Annotated in this window: 21 protein-coding genes; 14 read left to right on the top strand and 7 right to left on the bottom strand. The window is 71.4% G+C overall.

Annotation, left to right across the window (positions count from 1 at the left end):
• The first annotated feature begins 423 nt into the window (after positions 1-423).
• Positions 424-873 (top strand): phosphatase domain-containing protein, encoded by a 450-nt coding sequence (locus ABT053_RS13210; RefSeq protein ID WP_350969178.1) that lies wholly within the window; start codon positions 424-426, stop codon positions 871-873.
• 222 nt (positions 874-1,095) lie between these two features.
• On the opposite strand, the gene ABT053_RS13205 is transcribed toward ABT053_RS13210, so the two are convergent.
• The 3 genes from ABT053_RS13205 to ABT053_RS13195 form a co-directional block, all read right to left on the bottom strand.
• The gene (locus ABT053_RS13205; RefSeq protein WP_350969177.1) at positions 1,096-2,343 is read right to left on the bottom strand and encodes a Dyp-type peroxidase; all 1,248 of its coding nucleotides are present in this window, start codon (positions 2,341-2,343) and stop codon (positions 1,096-1,098) included.
• A gap of 27 nt (positions 2,344-2,370) precedes the next feature.
• A complete protein-coding gene (locus ABT053_RS13200) occupies positions 2,371-3,114 on the bottom strand; it encodes a copper chaperone PCu(A)C (RefSeq protein ID WP_350969176.1) in 744 nt (247 codons plus the stop codon).
• Between the two features lie 221 nt (positions 3,115-3,335).
• Positions 3,336-3,902: an MFS transporter gene (locus ABT053_RS13195; protein WP_350969175.1), complete on the bottom strand. Its 567-nt coding sequence runs from the start codon at positions 3,900-3,902 to the stop codon at positions 3,336-3,338.
• Between the two features lie 302 nt (positions 3,903-4,204).
• On the opposite strand from ABT053_RS13195, the gene ABT053_RS13190 reads away from it, so the two are divergent.
• The 4 genes from ABT053_RS13190 to ABT053_RS13175 all read left to right on the top strand — a co-directional run bounded on the left by ABT053_RS13190 (position 4,205) and on the right by ABT053_RS13175 (position 7,443).
• The gene (locus tag ABT053_RS13190) at positions 4,205-4,897 is read left to right on the top strand and encodes a DUF998 domain-containing protein (protein ID WP_350969174.1); all 693 of its coding nucleotides are present in this window, start codon (positions 4,205-4,207) and stop codon (positions 4,895-4,897) included.
• Positions 4,898-4,960: 63 nt separating this feature from the next.
• Positions 4,961-5,335 carry a YciI family protein gene (locus tag ABT053_RS13185; RefSeq protein ID WP_350969173.1) on the top strand — a complete coding sequence of 125 codons (375 nt, stop codon included), beginning with the start codon at positions 4,961-4,963 and terminating at the stop codon, positions 5,333-5,335.
• Positions 5,336-5,664: 329 nt separating this feature from the next.
• Complete coding sequence (locus ABT053_RS13180; RefSeq protein ID WP_350969172.1) at positions 5,665-6,924, top strand: RNA polymerase sigma factor; 1,260 nt, start codon at positions 5,665-5,667, stop codon at positions 6,922-6,924.
• Positions 6,925-7,158: 234 nt separating this feature from the next.
• Positions 7,159-7,443, top strand: coding sequence for a YiaA/YiaB family inner membrane protein (locus ABT053_RS13175; protein ID WP_350969170.1), 285 nt, complete (start codon positions 7,159-7,161; stop codon positions 7,441-7,443).
• A 41-nt stretch (positions 7,444-7,484) separates the two neighbouring features.
• On the opposite strand, the gene ABT053_RS13170 is transcribed toward ABT053_RS13175, so the two are convergent.
• On the bottom strand, positions 7,485-7,994 hold the full coding sequence (locus ABT053_RS13170) for a winged helix-turn-helix transcriptional regulator (protein WP_350969169.1): 510 nt from the start codon (positions 7,992-7,994) through the stop codon (positions 7,485-7,487).
• A gap of 97 nt (positions 7,995-8,091) precedes the next feature.
• Here ABT053_RS13170 and ABT053_RS13165 point away from each other — a divergent pair, with 97 nt between their 5' ends.
• Positions 8,092-8,775 (top strand): DUF899 domain-containing protein, encoded by a 684-nt coding sequence (locus ABT053_RS13165; protein ID WP_350969168.1) that lies wholly within the window; start codon positions 8,092-8,094, stop codon positions 8,773-8,775.
• A 46-nt stretch (positions 8,776-8,821) separates the two neighbouring features.
• Positions 8,822-9,358, top strand: a complete 537-nt coding sequence (locus tag ABT053_RS13160) for a pyridoxamine 5'-phosphate oxidase family protein (RefSeq protein WP_350969167.1) — start codon at positions 8,822-8,824, stop codon at positions 9,356-9,358.
• A 16-nt stretch (positions 9,359-9,374) separates the two neighbouring features.
• Here ABT053_RS13160 and ABT053_RS13155 read toward each other — a convergent pair whose 3' ends face one another.
• Positions 9,375-10,631 (bottom strand): FAD-dependent monooxygenase, encoded by a 1,257-nt coding sequence (locus tag ABT053_RS13155; protein ID WP_350969166.1) that lies wholly within the window; start codon positions 10,629-10,631, stop codon positions 9,375-9,377.
• Between the two features lie 178 nt (positions 10,632-10,809).
• Here ABT053_RS13155 and ABT053_RS13150 point away from each other — a divergent pair, with 178 nt between their 5' ends.
• The 3 genes from ABT053_RS13150 to ABT053_RS13140 all read left to right on the top strand — a co-directional run bounded on the left by ABT053_RS13150 (position 10,810) and on the right by ABT053_RS13140 (position 12,358).
• The gene (locus tag ABT053_RS13150; RefSeq protein ID WP_350969165.1) at positions 10,810-11,361 is read left to right on the top strand and encodes a TetR/AcrR family transcriptional regulator; all 552 of its coding nucleotides are present in this window, start codon (positions 10,810-10,812) and stop codon (positions 11,359-11,361) included.
• Positions 11,362-11,664: 303 nt separating this feature from the next.
• The gene (locus ABT053_RS13145; RefSeq protein WP_350969164.1) at positions 11,665-12,018 is read left to right on the top strand and encodes an STAS domain-containing protein; all 354 of its coding nucleotides are present in this window, start codon (positions 11,665-11,667) and stop codon (positions 12,016-12,018) included.
• A 142-nt stretch (positions 12,019-12,160) separates the two neighbouring features.
• Entirely contained in the window at positions 12,161-12,358 is a 198-nt protein-coding gene (locus ABT053_RS13140; RefSeq protein ID WP_350969163.1) for a hypothetical protein, read from the top strand.
• Between the two features lie 215 nt (positions 12,359-12,573).
• Here the strand turns inward: ABT053_RS13140 and ABT053_RS13135 are convergent, their stop codons facing one another.
• A complete protein-coding gene (locus tag ABT053_RS13135) occupies positions 12,574-13,056 on the bottom strand; it encodes a MarR family winged helix-turn-helix transcriptional regulator (protein ID WP_350969161.1) in 483 nt (160 codons plus the stop codon).
• Between the two features lie 151 nt (positions 13,057-13,207).
• On the opposite strand from ABT053_RS13135, the gene ABT053_RS13130 reads away from it, so the two are divergent.
• The 4 genes from ABT053_RS13130 (at position 13,208) to ABT053_RS13115 (ending at position 16,559) form a co-directional block, all read left to right on the top strand.
• Entirely contained in the window at positions 13,208-13,648 is a 441-nt protein-coding gene (locus ABT053_RS13130) for an HGxxPAAW family protein (RefSeq protein WP_350969160.1), read from the top strand.
• A 1,099-nt stretch (positions 13,649-14,747) separates the two neighbouring features.
• Positions 14,748-15,068, top strand: coding sequence for an STAS domain-containing protein (locus ABT053_RS13125; RefSeq protein ID WP_350969159.1), 321 nt, complete (start codon positions 14,748-14,750; stop codon positions 15,066-15,068).
• Between the two features lie 129 nt (positions 15,069-15,197).
• Complete coding sequence (locus ABT053_RS13120; RefSeq protein ID WP_350969158.1) at positions 15,198-15,902, top strand: hypothetical protein; 705 nt, start codon at positions 15,198-15,200, stop codon at positions 15,900-15,902.
• 51 nt (positions 15,903-15,953) lie between these two features.
• Positions 15,954-16,559, top strand: a complete 606-nt coding sequence (locus ABT053_RS13115; protein ID WP_350969157.1) for a thymidylate synthase family protein — start codon at positions 15,954-15,956, stop codon at positions 16,557-16,559.
• 79 nt (positions 16,560-16,638) lie between these two features.
• On the opposite strand, the gene ABT053_RS13110 is transcribed toward ABT053_RS13115, so the two are convergent.
• Positions 16,639-18,228 (bottom strand): ankyrin repeat domain-containing protein, encoded by a 1,590-nt coding sequence (locus ABT053_RS13110; protein WP_350969156.1) that lies wholly within the window; start codon positions 18,226-18,228, stop codon positions 16,639-16,641.
• Between the last annotated feature and the right edge of the window lie 140 nt (positions 18,229-18,368).

Below are 18,368 nucleotides of genomic sequence, written 5' to 3'. Positions count from 1 at the left end.
TTACCGGCAATTCACTTTCTTTACCGACGCTGTTTTCCACAAAAGCCTACGATTGTGATTCGTCGGATATTTGCCGTTACGGAAGGCAGCCGGGTTGCGTGTCTGTCCGGCGAGGCCCTGATCCGGACTACGCTCCGGCCGGTACACCCGTGAACCGGCCGACCGCCTATCAGCCGGTGCGCCCATGAACCGGCCGGACCGCCCGTCGGCAGGTGCGCGCGCCCGCGGCCATGGCCTTCATGGTCTCGGTCGTCAGCGGGCTTCCACCGACACCCCGGCCGCCGCTCTCGACCTCCTCGACGAGGAGCCAGGTGACGGGGCGCGTGTTCTCGACACCGGCCGTCGCCCCGGTCCATGCGGAACCGGCGTACGAGCGAGCAGGTGACGCCTCGCCACAGGACGGCGGTGAGCGACAATCACCTCATGACGGCATCACTGACCGGCGCGGTCCGGTTCCCCGACGGTGTCCGGGTGCGCGGCCGGGGACTGCGGAATGCCGCCCCCACCGGCCCGGCCCCCGACTTCGCGCTCTATCTCGGTTCGGAACGCCTCCGGCGCCGCCACCGGGACGCCCTGCCGTGGCCGCACGAATGGATCCGCTGGCCGGACTTCCTGCTGCCCGCGGACCGGCACGCGGCCGCCCGCTCCATCGTCCACCTGCACGACCGGGCGCGGTCGGGGCTCGGCGTCGAGGTCGCCTGCGGCGGCGGGGTGGGCAGGACCGGCACCGTCATGGCCTGCCTGGCCACCCTCACCGGCCTGCCCCCTCGGGAGGCCGTCGAGTGGACGCGCGAGCACTACCACCACCGCGCGGTCGAGACCCCCTGGCAACGGCGGTGGGTGGCGTGGTTCTCCACCCGCACAGGTGCGTGAACCCGCGAAGCGCCCGTCCCGGTACGTGATCCTGCGAGGCGGCGCACCCGGATCGATCCCGCCCCGTGCCGACATACGGACGAGGTGCCGGAACACGGACGAGCGGTGGCCCGCCGGGGCGCTGACCGGTTCCGGCGGTCCCAGGACCCGCCGCTCGGAACGCGGGACGGCCGCCGTACGCCCGTGACGGCCATGGGTGTCACGGGCGCACGGCGGTCTCCGTCAGGCGAGAAGGCTGTCCCCGATCCAGCCGTTGGGGGAGCAGCCCGGCGGGATGGTGAAGACGGCCGAGCCGATCGGGGTCGTCCACTCGTTGAGCAGGTCCGCCTCGGCCAGCCTGCGCTGGATCGGGACGAACTGCCGGGAGACGTCGGCCTGGTAGGAGGCGAACAGCAGCCCGGAGTCGGCGTGCCCTTCCGGGGTGAGCCCCTCGTCGTAGTTGTAGACCCTGCGCAGGATCCGCAGGTTCGGGTCGGCGACATGGGCCCGGCGGATGTGGGCCTGCTCGGAGATGACGGGGAAGCCGATCGCGTTGAGCTTCTCGAAGTCGGCCACGTCGTGCTCGTCGCGCCCGGTGAGCGGAGCGCCGTTGTCCAGGCGCCGGCCCACGGTGAACTCCTTGGCGACCCGGTCCACGGCGTCCCAGGTCTCCATCTCCGCCCGGATGCGCCGCAGCACCAGCGTGGTGCCGCCGCGCAGCCACTCGGGGCCTTCGCTCACCCACACCGCCCGGTCGAACCCGGGAGCGCCGGGCGCCGGGTTGACGGTCCCGTCGAGCTGGCCCATGACGTTGCGCTGGGTCTGCCCGGAGGGCTGGGTGCCCGCGCCGCGCCGGAAGCCCCGCTGGGTCCAGCGGACCCTCGCGAAGGAGCGGGCGTCCTTGACGATCATGCGCAGGGCGTGGGCCAGGGTGAGGGCGTCGTCGGCGCAGATCTGCAGCAGCAGGTCCCCGCCGCTCCACTCCTTCCTGAGCCTGTCGACCGAGAAGGCGGGCAGCGGTGCCGCCGCCTCCGGGCGGCGGTCGGCGAGCCCGGCCGCCGTGAAGAAACCGGGGCCGAACCCGAAGGTCACGGTGAGCCGGGCGGGCAGGACGGCCAGCTCCGGCTCGGTGTCGGCGAGGGCCGGCCTGCCCTGGGCCAGCCTCCGGGCGTCGTCGGTGAGCAGCCGCATCATCCGGACCAGCGCCTCGCGGTCGGTGTCCGGCAGCAGGTCCAGGCCGACGAACACCCCGTACGTCTGGGGCGCCGTCGCGATCCCGGCCTGGTGGATCCCGTCGAAGGGTTCCGTCGAGGAACCTCCGGAGCTTCCGGAGCCTCCGGAGACGGGTGACGCCGCCGAGGCGGCCCGGGGGGCGGTTCGGGGGGCGACTGGGGGGACAGCCTGGTCAGGGGCGCATCCGGCGAGGGCGCCGGCCGCGGTGGCGGCGCCTCCCGCGAGCAGTCCCCTGCGGCTGAGCCGGGGTTCCCGCATGAGTTATCTCCGTTTCCCGCTTCCCGCTCAGCCCTCGCCCATGTCCATGCCCTTGTCGTCGTCCGTGTCCATGCCGGGCTGGTAGTCCTCCTTGCCCCCGGCGAAGTCCTTGCCGACCGCGGTGAACTCCACGGTCTTGCCGTCCTTGAGGGTGAGGGTGAAGGGAATCTGCGCGCCGGGCTTCACCGCCTCGGTGATGCCGATCAGCATGATGTGGTCGCCGCCGGGCTGGAGGTGGTGGGTGCCCTTCGCGGGGATCACGATCCCGCCCTCCTTGGGCCGCATGATCATCTTCCCCTTGGAGTCGACGACCTCGTGCAGCTCGATCTTCGGAGACAGCGGCGAGGCGCCGGAGACGACCGTCACCTCGGCGTCGGTGTTGTTGACCAGGGTGCCGAAGGCGGCGCTCATCCCCTTCTTCGCGGTCTTCACCCACGGATCGGTGATCGTCACCCCGCCGACGGCGGCGGGGGCGGCGGAAGGGGTGGCGGCGGGCGCGGCGGGCGCGGCGGGCGCGGCGGAACTCGGGGCGGTGGCCGGGGCCGTGGTCTCCTGGGAGCCACACGCGCCCAGGACCATCATGGCCGCGATCAGGACACCCGCGGAGGCGGTACGGCGGATTCCGGCGCGGTTCACTCCGTGACGGCCGGTCACGGCGAGGTCGGTTCCGGCGCGGTTGACCTCATGACGGCCGATCACGGCGCGGCTGACCTCATGACGGCCGATCGCGGCGAGGTCGGTTCCGGCATGGTTGACACGACGAGCAGACACGTTGACGCCTTTCTTCTGGCCGGAACGGCAGGCCGCGGCGGAACGCCGTCTCGATGGGGCCATGCCGGACACGCGGCCGGGATTGTCACGCTGATGTGGTCCGCCGGGCGGCCGGAGGGCCGCGTCGGCGCGGGCCCGCGCGTACGTGCGCGCGGGTTCGGGAACGCGCGCCCATGTGCGCGGGTTCGGGAACGGGTCGCGCCCCCGGGTGACCTGGGCGGTCAGCCGGAGGTGACGGTGACGTTCCGGGGAGGGCCGCGCCGGCTGACGACGTGGCGCAGCACGGCCGGACGAAGGACGCCCGGCTCGATCGCGCCCGCGGTGAGGAAGGACGCGTACGCCGGGGTCACGACCACGATGAGCACGCGGCGCAGCCGGACGCCGAGCCGCCGGAGCAGTGCCCACAGCACCGCCTCGCCGCGCGCCAGCCACAGCGCGGTCAGCCCGACGGCCCAGCCGTGCGCCACCAGCATGCCCAGGCCGGGCAGCAGTCCCGAGTGGACATGCCCGATCATCTCGGCCATCTCGGCGGGGGACGCGGCGTGCGCGAGGGAGAACAGAACGTGCAGCCCGGCCTGTACGCCCGCCAGCAGCGGCAGGATCACCGCCAGCGTCCGTTCGCGCCCCGAAGCGGCGAGGGCCGCGGCGAAGGCGAGCACCAGGGCCACGGTCGCGGTCGGCGCGGAGACCGAACCTCCCGCGAGGACGTGCGCCATCACGCTCAGCCCCAGGCAGACCGCGGCGAAGGCGGTCGCGCGGGCGAGGCGGAAGGGCAGCGTCGCGGGCATGATGGGGAAATCATCCCACGCCACCCCGGTGGTACGAAGTCCGGCGCCCGCGGGCGGTTCGCGCCGGTGCCGCCCGGGTCCCGTAGCGCCTCTCCCGCCGCGGACCGAGATCGTTCCACCCGCGCCCGCCCGAACCTCGTCCTCGCAGCTCAGGGTGGCAGGGGTCACCCCGGGGACATCGGCTCCAAAAAATCTTGAAAGAAATCCGGCCGCCGTGTCGAATCGGGCCGAGCCCGTTCGAAGCGTGTTCAGAGGGCCGGGAGGAACACCGGAACCGGCCCGGGACACGTGAGGAGAAGGCCATGGCCCAGCAGACGGCGAGCACCGCGAACACGGTGGCCCGCGACCCGCGGACGAGCGTCACCAGGTCGCTCCTGGGCTACGGCGTCATCGCCGGGCCGGTGTACGTCGCGGTGTCCCTCGCCCAGGCGCTGACCCGGGAGGGCTTCGACCTCACCCGCCACGCGTGGAGCATGCTCGCCAACGGCGACCTCGGCTGGATCCAGATCGCCAACCTCGTCGCCGCCGGGCTGGCGAGCGTCGCCTGCGCGGCCGGCCTGCGCCGGGCCCTGGCCCCGGGGCACGGCGCGACCTGGGCACCCCGGCTCGTCGGCGCGTACGGGGTGAGCCTAGTCGGCGCGGCGATCTTCCGGGCGGACCCGGGGATGGGCTTCCCCGCCGGTACGCCCGAGGGCCCGGGACCGGTCAGCTGGCACGGGATGCTCCACTTCGCCTGCGGTGCCGTCGGCTTCCTGTGCGTGATCGCCGCCTGCTTCGTCATCGGCCGCCGGTTCGCCGCGGAGGGCCGTACGGGATGGGCGGTCTGTTCGGGGCTCACCGGCGCGCTTTTCCTCGCGACCTTCGCCGCCATCGCGAGCGGCGGGGGCGCCACCTGGGCCAACCTGGCGTTCATCACCGGGATCGTGGTCGTCTGGGGCTGGCTCTCGGCCCTCTCGCTCCACCTCTACCGGCGCACCGCGCCCCGGCGCGCCTGACCCGGCCGGACCGTCCGGCAGCGGCAGAACCTTCGACGAACGACAAAACCAAGGAGAAACACGATGCGATACATGGCCACCCTCAAGGTCACCCACCGGCCCGACACCCCGCCGCCCGCCGAGCTGATGGAGGCCATCGCCAAACTCGGCGAGGAGGCCACCAGGGCGGGCGTGCTGCTCGACACCGCCGGGCTGGCGCCGAGCACGCAAGGCGCGCGGATCGAGCTCACCGGGGGCAAACTGAGCATCACAGACGGCCCGTTCGCCGAGGCGAAGGAGCTGATCAGCTACGCCGTCTACCAGGTCAGGTCGAAGGAGGAGGCCGTGGAGTGGGCCTCCCGTTTCATGAGGCTCCACCGCGACCACTGGGAGGGCTGGGAAGGTGAGAGCGACCTCCACCGCGTCTTCGGCCCCGAGGACTTCGCCGCCCCCGCGTGAGACCGTCGCCCGGAGCCGTCATCCGAGGCCGTCGTTTGAGGCCGTCATCCGAAGCCGTCATTTGAGGCCGTCTGAAACCGTTGCCGCCGACGCCCCGGCCGGAATCCCCTCGGGAACCCCGGCCGGGGCGTCGCGTTGTCCGGGGGCCGGGGTGTCCGGATGCCCTGACGTCCAGGCGTCCAGGCGTCCAGGCGTCCAGGTGTTCGAGTGCCCGGTTTCGCCGATCTTGCCTGGATTTGGAATACTCGTGCCACCGTCCCACCCGCTCCGGAAAGGCCCCCGGGAAGGACGGTGTCGCGGGCGGGGACGAAGTGCTTGGATCGGGGAGCATGACGGTTGGGGATCCTCACCGGGTGGTCGAGGCGGTCTGGCGGATCGAGTCCGCGAGGGTGATCGCGGGGCTCGCCCGGATGGTGCACGACGTCGGCCTGGCCGAGGAGCTGGCGCAGGACGCCCTGGTCATCGCGCTGGAGCAGTGGCCCAAGACGGGCGTACCCGATAATCCCGGCGCCTGGCTCATGCTCACCGCCAAGCACCGGGCGATCGACCTGCTGCGCCGCAGGAACCGGTACGAGCGGAAGCTCGAAGAGGTCGGCCGGGACATGGAGATCCGTCAGGAGTCCGCCGAGGCCGAGCTGGACGACACCCTCGACGACCACATCGGCGACGACGTGCTGCGCCTCCTCTTCACCGCCTGCCACCCCGTACTGTCCACGGAAGGGCGCCTGGCGCTCACCCTGCGCCTGCTCGGCGGCCTGACGACGGAGGAGATCGCGCGCGCCTTCCTGGTGCCCGAACCGACCGTCGGACAGCGGATCTTCCGGGCCAAACGCACCCTCGCCGAGAAGCGGGTGCGCATCGAGATGCCCACCCCGGCCGAGCTGGGCGACCGGCTCTCGTCGGTCCTGGAGGTCGTCTACCTCATCTTCAACGAGGGCTACTCGGCGACCGCCGGTGACGACTGGATGCGCCCCTCGCTCTGCGAGGAGGCGCTGCGCCTGGGCCGGATCCTGGCGGGTCTCATGCCGGGGGAGTCCGAGGTGCACGGCCTCGTCGCCCTGATGGAGATCCAGGCGTCCCGCACGCGCGCCAGGACGGGACCGGGCGGCGAGCCGGTCCTGCTGCTCGACCAGGACCGGCGGCTGTGGGACCGGCTGCTCGTCCGCCGTGGGCTGGAGTCGCTCGCCCGCGCCGAGGGGCTCGGCACGCTGGGCCCGTACGGCCTGCAGGCCGCGATCGCCGCCTGCCACGCCCGCGCGCCGTCCGCCGGCGACACGGACTGGGAGCGGATGGCCGCCCTGTACCGGGTGCTCGCCCACGTCGCCCCCTCCCCCGTGGTGGAGCTGAACCGCGCGGTCGCGGTGGGCATGGCGTACGGCCCGGAACGCGGCCTGGAGATCGTGGACGGGCTGGTGACGGAGCGCGCCCTCAGGGGCTACCCGCTGCTGGCCGCCGTACGAGGTGACCTGCTCGTGAAGCTGGGCCGCCTCGACGAGGCGCGCGAGGAGTTCGAACGGGCCGCCGGGCTCACCCGCAACGAGCGCGAGCGGACCCTCTTCCTCGCCCGCGCGACCGCCACGAGCGGTTGACGAGCACCGGCCCACCGGACCACCGGCACGGCAGGGCCACCGGACCACCGGCACGGCAGGGCCACCGGACCACCGGTACGGCAGGGCCACCGGCACGGCAGGGCCCGGCACCGTGAGCCGAGACCCCGGTGGCCCGCCTCACCGCTGGAAGCCTGCTCACCGGCCGTCGTACTCACCGGTAACTAAGTAGCCGCGCTCACGATCCGGGAGCGGATCGTCGCGACGATGGTGCGCATGACACGACCGGCGAAAAACACGACGACGACCGCCTTCTACGCGCAGGCCGTCCTCTCCTTCGGACTGTCCGTGGCGGCCCTGGGGGTCGGGATCGCCTACCTGCCCGTGACCACCTGGGTCCGGTCCTTCATGGGAATCGGGCTGCTCTACGTGGTGACGTCGACGTTCACGCTCGCCAAGTGCGTCCGGGACAGGAACGAGGAGGCCTCCGTCATCAGCCGCGTCGACCGGGCCAGGCTGGACAAGCTGCTGGCCGAGCACGACCCCTTCAAGAACGACTGACGCCCGCACGGGTCCGGCGCCCAGGCTGGGGGGCGCGCGGCTCAGGGCCCGGCGTGCTCGTACCGGTCCGCGCCGGGCAGGTCGTGCGACCCGGCCGGGGCCCCCGCCCCGGGGCCGGGCAGCACGTCGACGTCGGCGGCGCCCATCGGCCGGTCGCACACCGCGCAGCGCAGCTCGACGTGGCTGATTTCGCCGCAGGCGTGGTGGCGGTAGAGGACGGGCGGACCGGCCTCGCCCGCCGTCCACCGGTCGCCCCAGCGCACCATCACCAGGAGCAGGTCACACAGCTCCAGGCCCTTGGCGGTGAGCGCGTACTCGTGGCGGGGCGGCCGGCTCGAATACTCCCTCCGCTCCAGCACGCCGCTCTCGACCAGCCACTTGAGCCGCTCGGTGAGCACCTTGCGCGAGATGTCCAGGCTCTGCTGGATCTGGTCGAAGCGGTTGATGCCGACGTAGACGTTCCGCAGGATCAGCGGCGACCACGGCTCACCGATGACATCCAGCGTGCGGGCGATCGAGCAGGCCATGTCACCGAATCGGGTTCGCTGCATGAGGGCAGTCTAGGCGAGGGGGTTCCCTTAAGGAACGGTCTCCTGTTACCGTCTCCCTCGTAAGTTCCTTGAAGGAACTAACCGAAGGGAGCACGTCGTGAACAGTTCCCAGGTCGTCTCGGCCCAGGAGTGGCAGGCCGCGCGGGAAGCGCTGCTGGTCAAGGAGAAGGAACACACCCGAGCGCTGGACGCCCTCGCCGCGGAGCGGCGCAGGATGCCGATGGTCAGGGTCGGCGGAAACGGCGGGGAGGGGGAAGGGGACGGCGGCGGATACGTGTTCGAGGGCCCGGACGGGCCGGTGAGCCTGCTCGACCTGTTCGACGGGCGACGCCAGCTCATCGTCTACAGCTTCATGTGGCTGGGCGGCGACACCTTCTGTTCGGGGTGTTCGATGTTCACCGACAACATCGGGCATCTGAGCCATCTCCACGCGCGCGACACCTCCCTGGTCCTGGTGTCCCGCGGCCCGCTGGCCGAGATCATCCCGTTCAAGGAGCGCATGGGCTGGACGATCCCGTGGTTCTCCTCGCTGGGCAACGACTTCAACGACGACATGGGAGCGGGCGACGGGTTCGCGCTGAACGTCTTCCTTCGAGACGGCGACACCGTCTACCGCACCTACTTCACCGCGGGGCGGGGAGTCGAGCGGCTCGGCAGCGGCTGGACCTTCCTCGACCTGACGCCGCTCGGCCGGCAGGAGACCTGGGAGGACTCCCCCGAGGACCGGCCACAGGGCCGGCCCTACGAGTGGTGGCGCCTGCACGACGAGTACGAGACCTGAGCACACCCGATCGACCGTCACCCGACGAGGAGTCAGGACCCCGAGGATGAGCAGACCCGCGACGACCGTGACGACACCCGTCGCCGAGCTCCTGTTCGGCGAGGCCGACGCGACACCGATCAGCACGGACGAGGCGACGCTCAAACCGTGGGACGAGGCGCGGGCCTGCCTGGAGTCCGCGCCGAAGGCCTGGATCTCGACCGTGCGGCCCGACGGCCGCGCACACGCCATGCCCGTGCTGCTGGTCTGGGCCCGCGACGCGCCCTGGATCGCGACCCGCCCGGGATCCCGCAAGGCCAGGAACCTCGCCGGCAACCCCAGCTGCGTCATCACCGTCGCCGGTGAGACCCTCGACCTGGTGGTCGAGGGCAGGGCCACCCGGGGGCGGGACGAGGACGAGCTCCGGCTGGTGTCCGCCGCCTTCAAGGAGAAGTACGAGTGGGAGTTCGCGGTGCGCGACGGCTCCGTCTACGAGGACAGCCTTCCCGGCTCACCCGAGTACGGCCTCTATCAGGTCACGCCCACGCGCGCCTTCGGCTACGGCCCGGACGGCAGGACGGCGACACGCTGGCGGTTCGGATGACCGGGCCCGCCCGGCCTCATGCCTCCTCACGCCCGGCCTCACGCTCGGCCTCATGCCCGGCCCGTTCCCGGCGGGAGTAGTCCTTGAGCTCGATCGTGTCGTGCGGGCGCGCGCCCGTACGCCGGAGCCCGGCCAGGGCGCGGATCACGCCGTGGGGGAGGCGGGCGAGCAGCGACGTGCTCCGCATGGTGGTCCACAGCTGGAACCGGCTGTCCGGGACGAGGGTCTTCGCCATCTTGCGGCCCAGCTCCCGGCTGTGCCGCACGTACTCGCCCAGTTCGCTCTCGTACGCGCGGAAGGCCCGTTCGTGGTCGCCCCCGGCCACCGCCAGCTCCCCGGCGAGGACGTAGGCGCCGACCACCGCGAGGCTGGTGCCGCCCCCGACCGCCGCGCCCGGCGAGTAGCCCGCGTCGCCGACCAGGCTGATCCGGCCGCGTGACCAGGAGTCCATCCGGATCTGGGTGATCGAGTCGAAGTAGAAGGCGGAGCTCTCGTCCATCTCGTCGAGCAGCCTCGGCACCTCCCAGCCCGCCCCGGAGAACGCCTCCCGCAGCAGCCGCTTCTGGCGCGGGACGTCGCGGTGGTGGTAGTCCAGCTCCGGGCTGCGGAACAGGAGGATCGCCCGCGCCTCGTCCAGGTGCGCCGCGCTGTAGAAGGCGGCCATCCTGCCCACGTCGCTGTACGCCAGCATCTCGGCGTCGAGGTCGCGGTGGTCGGGCAGGGAGAAGACGCCGAGGTAGGTGCCGACGAACTCGGCGAACCGCGACTCCTCGCCGAAGGTCAGGCCGCGTACGTTCGAGTGGACGCCGTCGGCGCCGATCACCAGGTCGAACCTGCGGGGCGCGCCCGTCTCGAAGGTGACGCCGACCCCGTCGGCGTCCTCCCGCAGGGACGTGATCGAGTCGCCGAACACGTACTCCACCCGGTCGCGGGTCGCCCCGTGCAGGATCTCGCCCAGGTCGTCGCGCATGATCTCGACATGCCGGTCGGAGAACGCGATGACGAGGCGTCCGACGTCCAGGCTCACGGGCCGCTCGCTCCCCGCGCCGACGACGGTGAGGAGGCGGGTGCCCGTCTCCCTCTCCTGGACGGCGGGGAGCAGGCCCATCCGCTCCACGATCTCCATGGCCGGTCTGAACAGGTCGACCGCGTGCCCGCCCGTCCTGCGCAGCGTCGGCGCCCGCTCCACCACGGTGACCTCGAAGCCGTGGTGGTCCAGCCAGTACGCCAGGACGGGCCCCGCGACGCCGGCTCCGGAGACGAGGATTCGCATGGTCTTTCCTTCCCCTCAAGCTGTTTTACTTAACGGAAGGTAAGTCCTTCGGGGGGCCACGCACAAGTACTTACCTATCGTTAAGTCAGTCCCCTTCGCCGTGCCGGTACCCTTGGTCCCGAGCACGAGGACGCCCGCGCGTACGGGAGTCCGGCACGAGGACAGGAGAGAGCGACAGGTGGCGAGACCGTCCGACACCAAGGCACGCATCCAGGCGGTCGCACGGGAGCTGTTCGCCGAGAAGGGCGTGCAGCAGACGAGCCTGCGCGACATCGCCGACCGCCTCGGAATCACCAAGCCCGCGCTCTACTACCACTTCACCTCGCGGGAGGACCTGCTCCGCAGCATCGTCCAGCCGCTGATCGACGACGTCGACGCCTTCCTGGCCGACACCGAGGCGAACGCGCCGCAGAGCCCTCGCGAGCTCCTCCAGGGCTACTTCGACATCACCTTCCGGCACCGGGAGGTGACCGTGATGGTGGTACGCGACCTGTCCACCCTGGCCCATCTCGACCTGGGGCCCCGCATGGGCAGCTGGCGGCGGCGGCTCACCGCCCTGCTGCTCGGCCCGGACCCCGACCTGGCCGCCCGCGCCCGCGCGGTCGTGGCCATCGGCGGGCTCTCGGACTGCACCGTGGAGTTCGCCGACGTACCGGCCGCGACGCTCGGCCCCCCGGCGGTGGCCGCCGCGCTGGCGGCACTCGGGTCCGGCTCGGCGGCGACCGGGTGAGTCCCGGCGGCGAGCGGGTCCGGCCCGGCGGCGAGCGGGTGGGTCCCGCGTAAAGGACGAGTCCCGCGTAACGAACGGTGAGTACCGAGGGCTCCGGGAAAGCGAATTCACCGGGCCGGGTATCGGTGAGAAGCGGATCACCGGCCCCGGAAACGGCGGTGATGACGCGCAGGCACCACGAAAACGCACCCCGGTGTGGCACACTTTCGACATCGCCACAGCGGCGTCGATCGGTCACACCGCCCGCCCATTCCAACGGACGCCTCACGGGCTGACGCCCGTGGCCGCCGATCGGAGGTCCGTATGGACCTGTCCACGCACGCCCACCCGGACTGGATGGTCTGCGACGTCGCAGGGAAGATCGACATCTTCACCGCCCACGCGCTTCGCGAGCACCTGCTGGCCGCGCTGGGCCGCCCGGGATACCGGCTCCTCCTCGACATGTCCATGGTCACCGCCATGGACGCCAGCGGGGTGGCCGTGCTGCTCTCCACCCTGCGCAGGGCCGTACGGCACGGTGGCACGCTGCGGCTGATCGCGCCGGCGCCGGTGGTGCGCGGGCTGCTGAAGGTCAGCGGGCTGTCGGGGAAGTTCGCCGTCAGCGCCGATCTGGCGGGCGCGCGGATCGCCGAACCGCTGCCCGCCGGCGTCGGGTGAACCACCGCCCGCACTCGTCGTTCCGGCCCGGAGAGTCCTCCCTATCGGAGGGCGGCGCGGTTCCGGGCCAGCACCAATCGATTTATTAGTAAAAAGAACGAGGAAACATCATAAAAGCGTCAAACGAGTCTAAAGTTAGCTCATGGTGACCCACCGCACAGCGGTCGTACCGGCAGATTCCGGGGCTCCCGGCAAGTGTCTCTGCGGCCATCCGGCCGACTATGTGATCGAAACGCGCTGGTTCTCCGGCAGGCACTCCCGCGATCCGGTCTGCGCGCCCCACGTCACCGAGGTCCTCCAGGGAATCGCGAAGCAGAACGCGCGCCGCGACGGAGGATGAGCGTTGGCCGGGAACCGGCCGCGCGCCGCCCCGGCTTCCCCAGGTCGCCCCCTCCGGCCGCCCTCCTCGCTCTCCCGGCCGGCGAACCCGTAGGACCTCGAACACCGCGGACCTCGAACACCGCGGACCCCGAACGCGGCGGACCCCGAACGCGGCGGACCTCCAACACGGCGGACCTCGAACGCGGCGATCAGGCCAAGGCGTGACATCCCGCCTCAGGGAGCCGGGGATTCGCGGATCTCGGCGAGAGAGATCCGCATGGCGTCGGCGGCGCGCGTGAACCAGTCGGAGATGGCGGCCAGCTCGTCCGGGCCGTAGCTCTCGAAGAGCTCGGTGAGCCGCCGGTAGGTGGGCTCGTACGCCGCCGCGATGCGGGCGGCCGAATCCTTTTCCGGGACGATCCGGACACGACGGCGGTCGTCCGGATCGGGAACGCGCCGGGCGTATCCGGCACCCTCCAAGCGATTGACCACCCCGGTGACGGCCCCCGTGGTGAGACCGGCCAGCTCGGCGAGACGTCCCGCGGTGAGTGCCTCCTCCCCCGCGCCGAGGACGAAGCCCAGGCACGTCAGGTCCGTGACGTTGATGCCGAGGCGCTCGGCGAGCGTGTGCTGCCCGACCAGGCTCAACGCGATCAGCTGGTCCATCCGGGCCAGGACCTCCGGCGGCGAGGCACCGGCCTCCGGCTTGCGTTCCACCGCGAACTCTCCTTACTATCTAAGAAGCTTAGCTCGTGAGATAAATGATACGAGCGGATTCAACCTAGCGCCTGCCGCCCGGCGACCCCTCACGGCCCACGGAGGGCGACGAGGGACGGCACGGATCGGCGCTTCAGATGGAGGAGACGTCGTGGGGATAGGAAAAGACCTCGCGGAGTTGGCGGAGATCCACGAAGAGCACGACATGGGACACACCGTGGCGGGCTGGACCGGCTCGATCGTCTGCATCACCGGCTTCGCGATCTCCGGGGTGGCGATGGTGGTCGCCAGCGTCCCCTTCTTCTGGATCGGCGCGGGGGTCGTGGCCCTGGGAGGCGCCCTGGGGTGGCTTCTCCATCGACTGGGCCTCGGCAAGGAGATCGGACCACGCCCGGCCTCCGAACGCGGCATGCGCCTACGCCCGGCACCGAGGACACCCAAAGCGACGGGAGTGGCTGAGTTGCGGGAAGAAGCGGCACGATCCCGTACGGAACGCGAACCTCACCTGCCCGCCGGCACGGCCCAACCGGTTACGGCGCTCCAGCCGGTGACGACGGCCCGGATCAGCTCGGGCACGCGGTCCGGTCTCTGATCCGGCCTCTGGTCCGGCCTCTGATCCAGTCGTACCTCGCACGACCCATCCGGCCCCGGGGCCACCGGGACGCGCAAGCCGGTCCCTTCATTGCCCGAGTCTGCTGGGCACCACAACGCCCCTGCCGGGGTGTCACCGGAACGCGCAGGTCGGCCCCTTGATCGAGGGGTCGGCCTGCCGGTTTTCCAGCCCGTTCCAGCCTGTTCCAGCCCGTGCCGACTTGCTCCGGACCGTCCCGTCCCGCCTCGTTCCGGTCCGTCTCGTTCGGCGCGACAGGAGTGTTTGCTTGGCCAGGCCCGCGCGGCGGGTCGTCCGTCCGGGACGTAGGCCCGATGGCCAGGGCTTCGAGCAGGTGGTTCTTCCCCGCCATCTGCAAGGTAGGACGAAATCACGCAAGTACACTGTAATTCCCCGCCATCGGGGCGACCAGAACTGCATACCTGGTAAGACGGAGGGAACGCCCGCCCTGTGAACTGCGGGTCTAAGGAGTCTTTCCATGCCACCCGAAGGTGTGAACACCCTCTCGATATCGGCCGGTGTACGCGGAAGCGCCATCGTGGTCCGGGCGATCGGCGAGCTTGACTACGACTATGCGCCGACCTTCCGGAGAGAGATCATCCGGGCCTGGAGCATGGGCGCCGGTAACTCACCCTCCGAGCTCTCCCCGGTTCCCTTGCCGCTCGACGTATCCCCCGACCTTCCGGCGCCCTCACCGTCCCAGCTCCCGGCCCTCTCGCCGTCCCAGCTTCCGGACCCCTCGCCGTCCGGGTTCCCGGCGCCTCCGGCGGCGTTCCCCGGCCTGTCACCGCTTCTCCCGGGGACACCGTTCCCCTCGGAGGCGCCGCTTCCGCAGGGGACGCCGTTCCTCTCGGAAGTACCGCTCACCGCGGGAGGTCCGCTCCCCTCGGAGCCGCCGTCACCGCTGTCGCCCGAGCCTCCCTCCCCGTTCTTTCCCGGGAGCCCGCCGCCTCCCGTACCGCAAGGGCCGCCGCCCCCGGGAAGCCCGCCACCGCTCTTCCCCGATGGCCCCTCTCCCCTCTCCCCGGACAGGCCGCCACCGGACGAGCAGCCGTCGGACGGGCAGTCGTCGCTCTCCACGATGACCTCGCTCTCTCCCCCGCCACAGGTCCTCTCCCCCCACGAGTCCTTCGAGACGTCTCGGGACACGCGGGCCCAGGTCGGGCCCTGGCTCATCCTCGACCTGGAGGGGCTCACCTTCTGCGACTCCACCGGGCTCGCGGAGCTGCTGTGGCTCCTGCGCAGGAGCCAGGAGACCCGGACCCGCCTGGTGCTGGCCGGGGTGAGCCGGACGCTGCGCCACATGATGGCCACCACCGGGCTGCTGACCTACTTCACGATGGCCCCCTCCGTGGAGGAGGCCCTGCTGGACGAGGGGTTCGGGGCGGCGGAGGGGCACTGACGCGCGGGTAGACGAAAGGCGCCGCGTAGATGTCTGAGACGTATGTCGTTAAAACGCACTCATTCACCTGACAAGTGGGTCAATATCTTCTTACGGGAAAATCCACTATCCGGCGAAGGTGGGGTCCCGATGCGGAAGACGTCGCCGCGGACGACCGCGGAAGCACTACCCGAGAGCCTGGACGGGCTGCCCGTGGCACCCGGGGAATTCCTCGCCCTCGTGTCCGTGGACTTCAGCGGGACCTACCAGGTCTACCTGGCGGCCAAGGACGAGCGCATCAAGATGACCCGGCTGTCCATGAGCCTGCTCGCGGCCCCGTTCGCCGCCGCGGTCGCGCTGGCGAGCGCGAAGGTGGTCAGTCCTGCCATGCTGACCACCTGGCACAACGTCCCCTGGCACCTGTTCGCGATGGTCGCCGCGTTCGGGCTGCTCAGCGTGCTGCCCTTCCTGCGGCTGATCGAGGCGGTCAACGCGCACATGAGGACCGCGCGGGCGCTCAACAACTTCCGCCTGCTCTACGCGGTCCACCTCAAGGACCAGTTCGCCGCCCTCGGCTGGACTCCCAACCTGCCGGTGGATCCCCGCTATCCGGAGACGTACGCGCCGATGGCCTGGCCGGGGATCAACGTGATGATGCTGGCCCTGGTCAACAGCTCCTACATCGCGGTCGGAGTGCTCGGGATGATCGGCGCGGCGCCGACCACGGCCCTGCTGCTGGTGATCATCGGTCTGCTCGCGCTGGTCCACTATTTCGTCTACTACGTACGCGCCAATGTCTCCCGGCAACGCCGGCTCCCACACAATCCCTTCCATTTTCCCAACGTGGAGACCTGAATGTCCGACCTCCTCAGATTCGCGTCTTGTGGGGAGACGTGGATCTGGCTGATGCGATACGTGACACACAACGGCGGGCCCGCCCTGGACGACCGCGGCCCGATCATCGAGGCTCCGGCGGTGCTGTTCGAGGTCACCGGCCTGGCCTGGGACGATCCGGTGCTGAAATGCTACGGCGACACCGGGAAGATCCCGCTGTACTCCAGCAAGTTCAGCGAACGGTCCGTCGTCCCGCCGTTCAAGTACAGCTACGGAGGGCGGCTCCGCCAGTTCCTCGGTGTCGACCAGCTCGGCTGGATCTCCGACGTGCTGCGCGCCAAGCCGTACACCAAGAGCGGCTGGATCTCGCTGACCGCTCCCGGCGAGCCTCCCGACGCGGTGCCCTGCCTGACCAGCCTGGCCTTCAGGCTTCGTGCCGGGCGGCTGGTCATGACCGCCGCCTTCCGGTCGCAGAACGTGTTCACGTCCTATCTGAACTACGTGCCGCTGCGCGGCATCCAGCGCGAGGTCGCGGACTGCCTCACGGTGGGCTGCGGGTCGATGAGGGTGTTCGTCGACGTGCCGCACATCTACACCGCGGACGAGGTCGCGGTCGAGGAGATCCTCCAGCTGTCGGAGCGCGACGGACTCGGCGCGGGAGCGCCCGCGCCGGTCTGACCCGCTCGCGGGCCCGGCGACCGGCCGGTCGCCGGGCCCGCGAGCAGAGATCAGAGGCCCGACGTCAGAGGGGCAGAGGTCAGAGGGAGGCGAGGTAGGCCGCGACCTCGTGCCGTCCCCCGTGCTCGGCCCACCCCTGGGGCGTGGCGCCGAACTCGGTGTCACGCGCGGACGGGTCGGCGCCGAGTTCCAGGAGAGCCCTGACCATGGGCAGGTCCCCCGCCCACGCGGCCTCGTGCAGCGGCGACGTCCGGCGCACGAGGCCGACCTCGAACCCGAGTGAGGCCATCAGCCGCACCGCCTCGACGTTTCCGCTCACCGCCGCCCGGTTGACCAGGTGCGGCACGCGCTCGACGGCCCTGGCCACCAGGCCGGGAGCGGCGTCCAGGCGCTCGGCGCGCATGCAGGCGCCCAGGAACAGGTCGACCTCGTCCAGGGAACCCGCCGCCCCGGCCTCCGCGAGCATCGCGGCCATCTCGACGTTCCCGCCGAGCACGGCCAGCTCGTAGGGCGTACGGCCCTCGAAGATCGGATGGCCGGTGCCGGGGCCGTCGACGCCCGCGCCGCGCTCGATCAGGAGCCGCAGGCGCCGGGGCCGCCCCCTGATGACCGAGGCGAACACCTCGTCCTGGAGCATCTGCTCCGGTGTCGCGTGCGTGGGACCGAGGCGCCGGTGCCACGGCCCGCCGTCCCCCCGGCCGAGGCCGTACTCGAAGAGCAGTTCCAGGTGCTCGGTGTCGTCGGAGCCGAATCCGCAGAGCCCCCGGTTGTAGAGGGTCTGGCCGTCGTTGGGATCGGCGCCCGCCTCCAGCAGGAGCCTGGCCAGCTCGGCGGAGCGCGGGTGCGGCGGCTCGCCGCGCTCGCCGCCGCCGAAGACCCCGGTGAGCGCGGTGAACGGCGAGGTCAGCCCGTCCCACAGGTATCCCGCGTCCGGGTCGGCACCGTGCGCGAGCAGCGACCGGGCGGTCTCCAGCGCGTCGCCGCCCTCGACCCGCGAGTACGCCATGTAGAGCAGCGGCTCCCACCGGTGCGGCCCGCCCTCGGCCCGCGCCTGGGCCGGGTCGGCCGCCAGTGTCGCGGCCATCGCCTCAGCCTGACCGGTCGCGGCCATGGTGTGGACACTCGCGACGGCGAGTCCCGGGTCCAGGGCGAGCGCCCGCGCCGCCTCGCGACGGCGCGAAGGGTCGTCGTTCCCGTACGGCAGGCAGGCCAGCCGGAGGAACTCCGCGACCGGGTCCGCGCTGCGGGGCACCAGGTGGGGTGAGCGGGAGTGCCGCGCGAGGACGTCGAGATGGGCGCGGAGCCGGGGCCAGCTCGCGAAGCCGTACGACCTCGCGACCGTCAGCTGGGCGTCGGCCAGCGTGAACCCCTCCGGCGAACGCGGGCCCCCGACCGGCGACGGTCCAGCGGGGCGTGCGATGAGCCCGGAGCGCGGATCTCCCTCGACCGGCGATCCAGCGGGCCGCGCCCGGAACCCGGAGAGCGGGTCTCCCACGACCAGCGGCGGTCCAGCGGGCCGTCCCAGGGGGCCGGGAAGCGGGCGGGGGTGGAACTCGGCGACCAGTTCCAGCGCGGCGGTGTCGGCGGCGCGGACCACCTTCTTGAGGCGCTTGGCCTGGTTCCTCAGGTATTCGAGGCTGGGGTTGTCGGGAAGACGGCGAACAGGCACGGATGCCTCCCTTTCGTCACGCCCGACGTCCGCGTGATCGGGCCGAAAAGGAGGTCGGCCGATGAGCAGTGTGGTGCTCAGGTGGGCTCTGCCCTTCCCGCGGACCGGGTGCGCCCTGCCGCGCGGACTCCACCATAACG

The organism is Streptosporangium sp. NPDC002524 (assembly GCF_040295985.1).
GTDB lineage: Bacteria > Actinomycetota > Actinomycetes > Streptosporangiales > Streptosporangiaceae > Streptosporangium.
The sequence above is the reverse complement of the archived record's forward strand: the minus strand, read 5'-3'. Positions and strand labels throughout refer to the sequence as shown.

What these genes read in the sequence shown, in the direction of transcription:
- ABT053_RS13125 (WP_350969159.1), top strand. Translation starts at nt 14,748, where the DNA reads ATGACCTCGCTCTCTCCCCCGCCACAGGTCCTCTCCCCCCACGAGTCC.
- ABT053_RS13190 (WP_350969174.1), top strand. Translation starts at nt 4,205, where the DNA reads ATGGCCCAGCAGACGGCGAGCACCGCGAACACGGTGGCCCGCGACCCG.
- ABT053_RS13180 (WP_350969172.1), top strand. Translation starts at nt 5,665, where the DNA reads ATGACGGTTGGGGATCCTCACCGGGTGGTCGAGGCGGTCTGGCGGATC.
- ABT053_RS13205 (WP_350969177.1), bottom strand. Translation starts at nt 2,343, where the DNA reads ATGCGGGAACCCCGGCTCAGCCGCAGGGGACTGCTCGCGGGAGGCGCC.
- ABT053_RS13210 (WP_350969178.1), top strand. Translation starts at nt 424, where the DNA reads ATGACGGCATCACTGACCGGCGCGGTCCGGTTCCCCGACGGTGTCCGG.
- ABT053_RS13140 (WP_350969163.1), top strand. Translation starts at nt 12,161, where the DNA reads ATGGTGACCCACCGCACAGCGGTCGTACCGGCAGATTCCGGGGCTCCC.
- ABT053_RS13195 (WP_350969175.1), bottom strand. Translation starts at nt 3,902, where the DNA reads ATGCCCGCGACGCTGCCCTTCCGCCTCGCCCGCGCGACCGCCTTCGCC.
- ABT053_RS13115 (WP_350969157.1), top strand. Translation starts at nt 15,954, where the DNA reads ATGCGATACGTGACACACAACGGCGGGCCCGCCCTGGACGACCGCGGC.
- ABT053_RS13160 (WP_350969167.1), top strand. Translation starts at nt 8,822, where the DNA reads ATGAGCAGACCCGCGACGACCGTGACGACACCCGTCGCCGAGCTCCTG.
- ABT053_RS13175 (WP_350969170.1), top strand. Translation starts at nt 7,159, where the DNA reads ATGACACGACCGGCGAAAAACACGACGACGACCGCCTTCTACGCGCAG.
- ABT053_RS13170 (WP_350969169.1), bottom strand. Translation starts at nt 7,994, where the DNA reads ATGCAGCGAACCCGATTCGGTGACATGGCCTGCTCGATCGCCCGCACG.
- ABT053_RS13155 (WP_350969166.1), bottom strand. Translation starts at nt 10,631, where the DNA reads ATGCGAATCCTCGTCTCCGGAGCCGGCGTCGCGGGGCCCGTCCTGGCG.
- ABT053_RS13120 (WP_350969158.1), top strand. Translation starts at nt 15,198, where the DNA reads ATGCGGAAGACGTCGCCGCGGACGACCGCGGAAGCACTACCCGAGAGC.
- ABT053_RS13185 (WP_350969173.1), top strand. Translation starts at nt 4,961, where the DNA reads ATGCGATACATGGCCACCCTCAAGGTCACCCACCGGCCCGACACCCCG.
- ABT053_RS13145 (WP_350969164.1), top strand. Translation starts at nt 11,665, where the DNA reads ATGGACCTGTCCACGCACGCCCACCCGGACTGGATGGTCTGCGACGTC.